Source organism: Plantactinospora sp. B24E8 (assembly GCF_039871735.1).
GTDB lineage: Bacteria > Actinomycetota > Actinomycetes > Mycobacteriales > Micromonosporaceae > Plantactinospora.
Window position 1 is genome coordinate 32,967 of sequence record NZ_JBDPMH010000048.1, and the last position, 9,300, is coordinate 42,266.

The window sequence follows — 9,300 nt, forward strand, 5'->3', positions numbered from 1 at the left end:
CGATGGTGACCGCCGTGGAGAGCACGGTCGACCGGACCGTACCGGCCATGACCGGCCGGATCGACGGGCCGGGGCGTCGGCGCGCCGGCCCGGTCCGACGCGCGGTCCGACTGGCCCGTCACCTGGCCGCGCTGGCGCGCCCCGGACACGCGGTCAAGAACCTGCTGGCGGTGCCGCTGGCGCTGGCCGACACCCCGCAGTGGACGGCCGCCGCGGTGACGCGGACCGGTTGGGCGGTGCTGGCCTTCACCCTCGGCGCCTCGATGATCTACGTGCTCAACGACATCGTGGACCGGCGGCTCGACCGGGCACACCCGGAAAAACGTCGTCGCCCGATCGCCGCCGGGCTAATCAGCGTCCCGGTCGCCGCACTGTTCGCCGCCGGATTGGCCGGTGCGCTGCTGACCGTGCTGCTCGCCGCGCCCGACCTCGACTGGTGGCCACTCGCCGGCTACCTCGGACTCTGTGTCGCGTACAGCCGGTGGCTCAAACACCTTCCGCTGCTGGACATCTGTGTGATCGCCGCCGGTTTTGTGCTCCGGGTGCTGCAGGGCTACGCGGCCACCGGGGCGACCGCCTCCGGCCTGCTGCTGACCGCCGTCTTCAGCGGCTGCCTGGTGCTGATCCTGGGCAAGCGGCGACACGAGCTGACCCTGGCCGGCGTCCCGCACCGGCCCGCGCTGGCCGGGTACACCGTGCAGTTGGCCGACCACCTGCTCAGCATGACCGCCGCGCTGGCCAGCATCAGTTTCCTGCTCTACCTGCACACCGACGCCCCGCTCGGGGAACACCGGCCGACCGCACTCGCGGTCGTGGTCCCGCTCGGGCTGCTCGCCGCCTTCCGCTACCTGCAGACCGTGCTGGTCGGCGGGGCCGGCGGCGACCCGATCCGGGCCGTCCTGCGAGACCGCATGATCGTGACCAGCGCGGTCCTCTGCGGGGCCGCCCTGACCGTGGCCCAGGTCGGGGCCCGTTATCCGAACCTGATGACCTGGATGGACAGATGAACTCACCACTCGTGTCGGTCATCGTGCCGAACTACAACTACGGCCGGGCCCTCGGCCTCTGCCTGGAGTCGATCCGCCGGCAGACGTACCCGAACCTGGAACTGCTGGTGGTGGACGACTGCAGCACCGACAACTCGGTCACGGTCGCCGAGTCGTACGGCGCGCGGGTGCTACGTACCCCGGTCAACTCCGGACCGGCGGCGGCCCGCAACCTCGGCGCGGCGCACGCCGCCGGCGAGATCCTGTTCTTCATCGACTCGGACGTGGCCGCGAAGCCGGACGCGGTCGCGAACGCGGTCGAACTGCTCGGCGCCGACCCGGCGATCGGCGCGGTCTGCGGCAACTACGACCCGGTGCCACTGGTCCGGGACAGCCTGCTGGAGGAGTACCGCTGCCTGCAGCAGTCGTACTGGCTGATCGCCGACGAGGGGCGGATCATGACCCTCTACACCGCGCTGCTCGCCGTCCCGGCCCGGGTCTTCACCGAGATCGGGCCGTTCAACCCGAAGCTGCGGGAGACCGAGAACGCCGACTACGGGCTGCGACTCGCCCAGCGGTACCAGATCTGGCTCTCGCCCCGGGTCCGCGGCGTGCACGACCACGACCACGAGCTCACCGTGCTGGTCCGCAAGGTCTTCACCCGGACCGCGCTGCACATCCCGATGTACGCCAACAAGCCGGAGTTCCCCGGCGGACTGCGCAGCGGTCCCCGGGCCTGGGTCAGTGTCGCCGCCCTGCTGGCCGTCCTGACCCTGGCCCTGCCGGTGCTGTTCGGGGCGGCCCTGCTGCTGGTGCCGCTCGCCGCCCTGGTCGCGTTCCTCCTCGGCGACCTGCCGATGTACCGGTTCGTGGCCCGGGAACGGGGGCCGTTCTTCCTCGGCTACTTCGCCGCCATGCACCTCTTCCTGAACCTGGTGATCGCCGTCGCGGCGCTCTGCGGGGTGTTCGCCTGGCTGACCTCCCGGCGGTTTCGTGGCCTCTACGACCGGACCGAGGTGGCGACCCGATGACCCCGGACCCCGGTCGGCCGCTCGTCTCCGTGATCGTGCCGAACTACAACTACGCCGAGTCGCTGGACCTGTGCCTGCGCTCGATCCTCGACCAGACGTACCCGAACCTCGAGATCCTGCTGGTGGACGACTGCAGCACCGACGGGTCGGTCGCGGTCGCCGAGGCCCTCGGCGTACGGGTGGTGAGCACCGGTGTCAACGGCGGCTGCGGACGGGCCCGCAACATCGGTGCCGCGCGCAGCGCCGGGGAGCTGCTCTGCTACGTCGACTCCGATCTGGTGCTCGCCCCCGACGCGGTCGCCAACGCGGTGCAGCTGCTGGTCGGCGACCCGGCCATCGGCGCGGTCTGCGGGATCGAGGACCCCGAGCCGCTGCTGCACGACACGGCGGTGGCCCGGTACCGTGGCCTGCAGTACCACTACTGGTCGATCAGCGCGGAGGGCGACGTGTCGTTCCTCTTCCCCGCCGTGTGCCTGATCCGGCGGACCGTCTTCGAGGAGGTCGGCCCGTTCAACCCGGCGCTGCGGCACACCGAGGAGGTCGACTACGGCTACCGGTTGACCCGGCGCTACCGGCTGGTGCTCACCTCCCGGGTACGCGGCCGGCACGACCACGACCACGAGCTGCGCGGCCTGCTGCGCAAACTGTTCCACCGGGGGCGGCTGCGAATCCCGCTCTACGCCCGAGCCCGCCGGTTCGGGCAGGGCTTCGAGACCGCGTCCCGGGCCTGGGGCAGCCTCGCCGCGTTCGGGGTACTGCCGGCGCTGGCCGCGCCGCTGCTGCTCGGCCCGTGGGGGGTGCTGCTGCCGGCCTCCCTGCTCGGCGTCTCCCTGGCGTGTGACGCCGGCATGTACGCGTTCGTCCGCCGCCGGCACGGCGTACCGTTCCTGGTCTTCTTCGCCGGCCTGCACTTCCTGGTCAACGTGACGATCACCGCCGGGGTGGCCACCGGCGCCCTGCAGTGGCTCGCCTCGGGCACCTTCCGCCGGCTCTACGACGCCTCCTTCCCGGTCGACCACCCGCCGCTGCGGGGGACGGCGTGACCGTCTTCCCCCCGTCCGTCACCGGCGCCCCGGCACCCCCGGACACCGGGGCCCTCAAGGCGCGCGGAGCCGGACGGCGGCGTTGGCGCCGGGGTGCCGGCGGGCCGGACGGCGGGCCCCGGCGGGCCGGCGGGCGGGGCGGGGCGAGGCGGCGCGGCTGGCGGTGGTGGCTCTACACCGCCCTGGTCGGCGCCGCCGCACTCTGGCTCGGCTTCACCGTCGCGCACCTGGCGCTCAGCGGGCAGTGGTGGCTCTGGCTGGCGGTCGACGCGATCCCACCCCTCGCCTTCCTGGCGGTGCCGGTGACGCTGGCGGTCGGCGCCGCGCCCTGCCGGCGGTCGCGGTGGCCGGTCGCGCTGCTCGCGGTGGCCGCGCTGCTGCTCGGCGCGGACCGCTCCGGGGTCAACGTCCGGGCGTTCGCCGGCGGGGACGGTCCGGCGCCGCCGGACGCGGTCCGGGTTTTCACCTGGAACACCGGCTACTGGGACGAGGGCGGGCAGACCGAGTCGATGTACCGGGTGCTGCGCGACGCGGACGCGGACGTCTACCTGCTGCAGGAGTACTGGTACGCCCAGACGCCGGGACCGACCGCGGCCGCCCTGGACCGGTTGCGTGCCGAGTTTCCCGACTTCCACCTCGTGGTCGTCGGTGAACTGGTCACCCTCTCCCGCTTCCCGATACTGCGCCGGCTGCCGCTGGAGGCGTCGGACCTGCCGCCGGTCGTGGCCGGGGCGGGTGAGCAGTGGCGGTACAAGGTGCTCCGGACCGACCTGGACGTGGGGGCGGGTCGGGTGCTGTCGACGTACAACCTGCACCTGCCGGTGCAGCTCTCCCCCGACCACAGCCCGTTCGGTGCGGAGTTCTACCGGGTCATCCGGGAGCAGCACGCCCAACGGGAGCCGCAGTGGCGGGCGCTGGCCCGGGACGTGCCGACGAACCCGCACCCGGTGCTGGTCGCCGGTGACCTGAACACCAGCCCGGCCATGGGTGACCTGGCGAAGCTGCCCGACGGGCTGCGCGACGCCGGCTACGCGTCACGCTCGCTCACCCCGGCGACCTGGTCCGACACGCCGGGCTGGCCGCGCTGGTGGCGGCTCGACTGGGCGCTGGTCTCGTCCGGGGTACGGGTGCACTCCTACCGGTTCGGTGAGAGCACCCGGGGCGCCTCCGACCACCGCGGCCAGCACCTGGTGGTATCGCTGCGCTGAGCCGACGGTCCCGGTCCCGGGATCGTCGAAACAGCCGCTCCCGCCGTCACCCCGGTGGTACGACTGAGCCGGGGAGTGTGGGCCGGCGAACGGGACGGGCGGATGGTGGTCGACGATGACGTCCCGGTCGCCGGTTCGAAGCGGCTGAGGCGGACCACATACGTCGAACTCTTCTTCGACCTGGTCTACATCTTCATCTTCTTCCGGCTGGCCCGTAGCCTCGCCGACGACCTCACCTGGCTCGGGGCGTACCAGGCGCTGATCCTGCTGCTGGCCGTCTGGTGGGTGTGGGCGTACACCAACCTGCTCACCGACACCATGGACTCGCAGCGACTGCCGCTGCAGTTCCTGGTCATGGCCTCGACGTTCGCCGCGTTGCTGCTGTCGACGGCGATACCCGAGGCGTTCGAGGACCGGGCGCACATGTTCGCGGTCACCTACGTCGCGATCAACCTGCTCCGCAGCGGTTCCGGCGCCATCGCGCTACGGAGGCAGCCGTTGGGCCGTCGTCCGCTGCGTGGCTTCCTCTGGTTCGCCTTCTCGGCGGTGTTCTGGCTGGCGGGGATGCTGGTCGAGGAGGAGGCGCGACTGGTGCTCTGGGGGGTGGCGATCCTGGTCGACTACGTCGCCGCCTTCGCCGGTTGGCCGGTACCCGGGCTCGGTCGCGCCAGGTCCGTGGAGTGGAACCTGGCCGGCCGGCACATCGCGGAACGGTACCGGCAGTTCACCATCATCGCCCTCGGTGAGACGATCGCCGCGACCGGCCGGACGTTCCACGAGAGCGACCTGAGTCCGGTCCGGGGTGTCGCCTTCACGGTGGCGTTCGTGACGAGCGTGCTGCTGTACTGGATCTACTTCCACCGCACCCGGGAACGCCTCGGTCCCCCCTTCTCCGGCCGGCCGTCCGGCGAAACCAGGCCGGCCGGCTTCGCCCACCTGGTGATGGTGGCCGGAGTCGTCATGATCACCGTGGCGAACGAACTGATGATCAAAGATCCGACCCGTCCGGCGCCGGCAGCCTGGGTCACGGTCATCGTCGGCGGACCGGCGCTCTTCCTGGTCGGGCACGCCATCCTGGGCCGACGGGCCTTCGCCCGGGTCACCCAGCCGCGACTGATCGGCGCCGGCCTGCTGGTCGCCGCCGGCCCCGCGCTGGTCTCGCTGCCGGCGCTGGCGGTGACCGGTGTGGTGGTGGTCGTACTGCTGGCCGTCGTCACCGTCGAACTCGCGATGCCGCCGAACTGAGGACCTGTCCGGTGGGTGCCGGACCGGGATCGACCTCGAACGGGATCCCGCCGGTGGTGCCCGGGGTCGGCAACCTCGGTGTGGCTGCCGGCCAGTGCGGCGTACGTCCCCGGGCCGGGGCGGCTCCAGCGCCGTCCCCAGCCCGAAGGACCTCGTTCAGACGCGGCCGGCCAGGGCGGCCACGTAGCCGACGGAGACCTCCGGGTCACCGGCCGACGGCTCGGTCACCGCCAGCCCCGGACGCACCTCGGCGCCGAGTTCGGCGAGCAGCCCCCGCAGGTGCCGTTCCGACTGCGCGGCCTGCTGCGCGGTGGCCCCCACGGTGACCGGGACGCCGACCACCCCGGCGAGACCCTGGTGCGGCAACCGGTCCACGAACACCTTCAACAGACCGGTGTAGCTGCCCTTGTAGGTCGGCGTGCCGACCACCAGCACCCGGGCGGACCGGACAGTCGCCAACCCGCCGGCCACCCGAACGTCGTCGTGGACGAGCAGTTGCGCCCCGTACTCCGCGAGGTCGACCACGGTCGGCGGCGCGGCGCCGTCCCGGTGGGCGATGTCCGCGCCCACCCGGACGGCCAGGGTACGGGTCCGCGACCCGGCCCGCGGGTTGCCGGAGAGAACCACGACCCCGCTCATTGTCAGCTCCCCGCCTTCTCCGCCCACGTTGCCTCCGCCCGGGTGACGGTGTCCGGGCTCCCACGCCGCCGGTACTCCGACGGCTCGGGCGCCTCGCCGGTACTCCGACGGGTGGTCACCGGGCCGTCCTCCGCCGCCGCGCCGGGTCAGTCAGCGAGGGTGGCTGGTATCCCGCGTCCGCCGGGTTGAGGGTGGTGCCGGGCGGCACGATCTGGTCGATCCGGTCCAGCACGTCCCGGGACAGCCTGACCTTGACCGCACCGAGCTGGGACTCCAACTGTTCCACCGTGCGGGGACCGATGATCGCCGAGGTGACCGCCGGATGTTCCAGGACAAAGGCGATGGCCAGGTGGATCAGCGACAGCCCGGCGTCGGCGACGAGCGTGGCCAGTTCCTGCACCGCCTCGAGCTTGCGCCGGTTCTCCGGCAGCCGGGGGTCGAACCGGGCCGGGAAGCGTTCCGCCCGCCGGGAGATCGGTCCGGCCAGGTCCCGGTGGTAGCCGCCGGCCAGCCAGCCGCCGGCCAGCGGACTCCACGGGATGACCGCCAGGCCGTGACGCTGGGCCACGGCAGCACCTCCCGCTCGATCCCCCGGGCCAGGATCGAGTACGGCGGCTGCTCGCTGACCACCCGCTCCCTGCCCCGACGCTCGGCGATCCACTGCCCCTCCACGATCGCCGACGGCTCGAAGGTGGAGGTGCCGATATAGCGGATCTTGCCCTGGTGCACCAGGTCGCTGAGGGCGCCGAGGGTCTCGTCGAAGTCGGTTTCCGGCTCCGGCCGGTGCACCTGGTAGAGGTCGATCCAGTCAGTGCGCAGCCGGCGCAGGCTCTGCTCCACCTCCCGGACGATCCAGCGGCGCGAGTTGCCCCGGTGATGCGGGCTGTCCCCGATCTGGCCATGGAACTTGGTGGCCAGGAACACCTCGTCGCGCCGGCCGCCGTCGAGGGCCTTGCCGACGATCTCCTCCGACTCACCCTGGGAGTAGACGTCGGCGGTGTCGATCGCGGTGACGCCCTCGTCGAGGGCGCGGTGGATGATCCGGAGACAGTCCTCGTGGTCCGGGTTGCCCCGCCGGCCGAAGTTCATCGCACCCAGGGTCAGCGGACTGAGCAGGACCCCGGTACGACCGAACGGTCGGAGGTCGGTCATGTCGTCTCCCTAGTGGACGGCCGGCACGGCGGCGGTGGACCTGGACTGGTTGGCCGGCCGGGGCAGGCCGTAGTAGTCGCGCAGGGTCGTACCGGTGTATTCGGTGCAGAACAGGCCGCGGGGCTGCAGAATCGGCACCACGTGGTCGACGAACGCGACCAACCCGGAGGGCAGCACCGGCGGCATGATGTTGAACCCGTCGGCGGCACCCAGGTTCCACCACTCCTCGATGGCGTCGGCCACCGGTTCCGGGGTGCCGGCGAAGGTACGGTGTCCGCGCCCGCCACCGAGCCGGCCCATCAGCTGACGGACGGTCAGCCGCTCCCGGCGGGCCAGGTCGACGATCAGGGTGCGCCGGCTCTTCGCCACCTCGATCTGGTCCTCGTCGGGCAGCTCCGCCGGCAGTTCCCGATCGAGCTGCAGGACGTCCGGCGGCACGCCGAGGGTGGTGGCTGACGGAGGGCGTACTCCGGTCTGATCAGCCGTTCCAGCTCGTCCTCGAGCGCCCGGGCCTGCGCCTCGGTCGCGCCGAGCACCGGCACGACCCCGGGCAGGATCTTGATCCCGTCCGGGTCCCGGCCGACCGCCGCGGTCCGGGCCTTCAGGTCGGTGTAGAACGCCTGCGCCTCGACCAGGGTCTGCTGGGCGGTGAAGACCGCTTCGGCGTAGCGGGCGGCGAGTTCCTTGCCGTCCTCCGACGAGCCGGCCTGGACCAGCAGCGGATGCCCCTGCGGCGACCGGGGCACGTTGAGCGCGCCGGCGACCCGGAAGAACCGTCCTCCGTAGCGGCGGTCACGGATATGTCGCGGCACGCCCGTAGGAATAACAGAACGGTCAGTCAACCACCTATTAACATCCGCCCCCTGCACGGTTCTCCGGCGGCGACGACCCGTCCGACGGACATCCGGCGACGGGCTTCCCGCCCGGGAGTCGGTATCCGCCGGACGGCCCCGGTCGCCACGTCCGCGTGAGTCCGGCGGCGCCTGCCGCGCCGCCCCGACGGCATGCCACGCGCCCGGCGGTGGCCGCCGTGCGCGATCCCAGGGAGCCGTGTACAGTAGTCCCCCGTGCGGCCCTGCAGGCGCCGACCGGGTGAGATCATCAACCGGTCGATCAGGTAGGGTTGCGGAGCAAGTCCGGGTGGCGGAATGGCAGACGCGCTAGCTTGAGGTGCTAGTGCCCGTATAGGGCGTGGGGGTTCAAGTCCCCCCTCGGACACGTACAGTTACCCCACAGTAATCAGCGTCGGGCTTCGCCTCGACGCTGATTTTGTTTTTACCGGGGTCGTAGGTGAGGGCGAGCCGTAGCTCGCGGTAGACATTGCTTTTGTCTTTACTGTCGGCGTCTCGCAGGGTGTTGCGGATGTCCTCGAAGCTGCCGACGAGGCGTCGGATGTCGTCCTCGGCGAGGCGACGGGGAGCCGGTTCTCGTGCTGCTTTGTCGCGTCGGGCGAGGGCGGCTGCGCGTTGGGCGTTGACCTCGGCCATCCAGGCGGCGACGGTGGCGGGATCGCCTCCGGCGTCCGCGATGGCCCGGTACTGGACGAGTTTGGCGTCGCACGCAGCGATGATCTTGTTCACGGCGGCGATCTCCGGCGCGACGCCGGCGCCGGGTCCGGCCTCGGGTTGGGCGGCGTGGAGCCGGCGGATCGTATCGGTCAGCCGGTGCGGGGCGAACGCCTTGAGGAGCCAGTTGTCGAGGGCGGGGACGATGTCTCGTTCCGCGACATAGACGTTGCGGGGGTGCTGGACGTGGTTGGCGAGGGCGTACTCGTTGGGGTACCGGCACCGATAGTAAGCGGCCTCATGTGCCTGGTGGCTCTGCATCTTGCGTCCGCACAGTCCGCAGAGCATGAGTCCGCGAAGGACGTAGTGTCGCGTAATTGAGATCGTTTACTTGTCGTTGTTGGTGAGGAGTTTGCGGACCTCGGTGTGGACCCAGCGGACCTTGGCCAGGATCTCGCTGGGGGTCGCGGTCCAGACGAACGGTTTCGCGT

Annotated in this window: 9 protein-coding genes, 1 tRNA gene and 1 pseudogene; 6 read left to right on the forward strand and 5 right to left on the reverse strand. The window is 71.6% G+C overall.

From position 1 onward, the window contains the following. The first annotated feature begins 2 nt into the window (after positions 1 to 2). Genes ABGB21_RS34800 through ABGB21_RS34820 form a run of 5 tightly spaced genes read left to right on the forward strand, consistent with a single transcriptional unit; the run spans position 3 to position 5,513 of the window. Positions 3 to 1,007, forward strand: coding sequence for a UbiA prenyltransferase family protein (locus tag ABGB21_RS34800; protein WP_347681418.1), 1,005 nt, complete (start codon positions 3 to 5; stop codon positions 1,005 to 1,007). Beyond that, positions 1,004 to 2,017 carry a glycosyltransferase family 2 protein gene (locus ABGB21_RS34805; protein ID WP_347681420.1) on the forward strand — a complete coding sequence of 338 codons (1,014 nt, stop codon included), beginning with the start codon at positions 1,004 to 1,006 and terminating at the stop codon, positions 2,015 to 2,017. The genes ABGB21_RS34800 and ABGB21_RS34805 overlap by 4 nt, the downstream gene beginning before the upstream one ends. Then, the gene (locus tag ABGB21_RS34810; RefSeq protein ID WP_347681422.1) at positions 2,014 to 3,060 is read left to right on the forward strand and encodes a glycosyltransferase family A protein; all 1,047 of its coding nucleotides are present in this window, start codon (positions 2,014 to 2,016) and stop codon (positions 3,058 to 3,060) included. The genes ABGB21_RS34805 and ABGB21_RS34810 overlap by 4 nt, the downstream gene beginning before the upstream one ends. Then, positions 3,057 to 4,268, forward strand: a complete 1,212-nt coding sequence (locus ABGB21_RS34815) for an endonuclease/exonuclease/phosphatase family protein (protein WP_347657950.1) — start codon at positions 3,057 to 3,059, stop codon at positions 4,266 to 4,268. The genes ABGB21_RS34810 and ABGB21_RS34815 overlap by 4 nt, the downstream gene beginning before the upstream one ends. A 54-nt stretch (positions 4,269 to 4,322) precedes the next feature. After that, a complete protein-coding gene (locus ABGB21_RS34820; protein ID WP_347681424.1) occupies positions 4,323 to 5,513 on the forward strand; it encodes a low temperature requirement protein A in 1,191 nt (396 codons plus the stop codon). 156 nt (positions 5,514 to 5,669) lie between these two features. On the opposite strand, the gene ABGB21_RS34825 is transcribed toward ABGB21_RS34820, so the two are convergent. The 4 genes and pseudogenes from ABGB21_RS34825 to ABGB21_RS34840 form a co-directional block, all read right to left on the reverse strand. Next, a complete protein-coding gene (locus ABGB21_RS34825) occupies positions 5,670 to 6,152 on the reverse strand; it encodes an NAD(P)H-dependent oxidoreductase (RefSeq protein ID WP_347681426.1) in 483 nt (160 codons plus the stop codon). Between the two features lie 115 nt (positions 6,153 to 6,267). Then, a pseudogene (locus ABGB21_RS34830) lies at positions 6,268 to 7,304 on the reverse strand (aldo/keto reductase). 9 nt (positions 7,305 to 7,313) lie between these two features. After that, positions 7,314 to 7,673: a hypothetical protein gene (locus ABGB21_RS34835; protein WP_347681428.1), complete on the reverse strand. Its 360-nt coding sequence runs from the start codon at positions 7,671 to 7,673 to the stop codon at positions 7,314 to 7,316. Then, entirely contained in the window at positions 7,649 to 8,116 is a 468-nt protein-coding gene (locus ABGB21_RS34840) for an LLM class flavin-dependent oxidoreductase (RefSeq protein ID WP_347681430.1), read from the reverse strand. Before ABGB21_RS34840 ends, ABGB21_RS34835 begins: the two co-directional genes overlap by 25 nt. 322 nt (positions 8,117 to 8,438) lie before the next feature. Between ABGB21_RS34840 and ABGB21_RS34845 the strand changes: the two genes are divergently transcribed. Next, positions 8,439 to 8,522, forward strand: a tRNA-Leu gene (locus tag ABGB21_RS34845). On the opposite strand, the gene ABGB21_RS34850 is transcribed toward ABGB21_RS34845, so the two are convergent. Then, entirely contained in the window at positions 8,504 to 9,130 is a 627-nt protein-coding gene (locus ABGB21_RS34850) for a hypothetical protein (RefSeq protein ID WP_347681432.1), read from the reverse strand. The genes ABGB21_RS34845 and ABGB21_RS34850 overlap by 19 nt on opposite strands. Between the last annotated feature and the right edge of the window lie 170 nt (positions 9,131 to 9,300).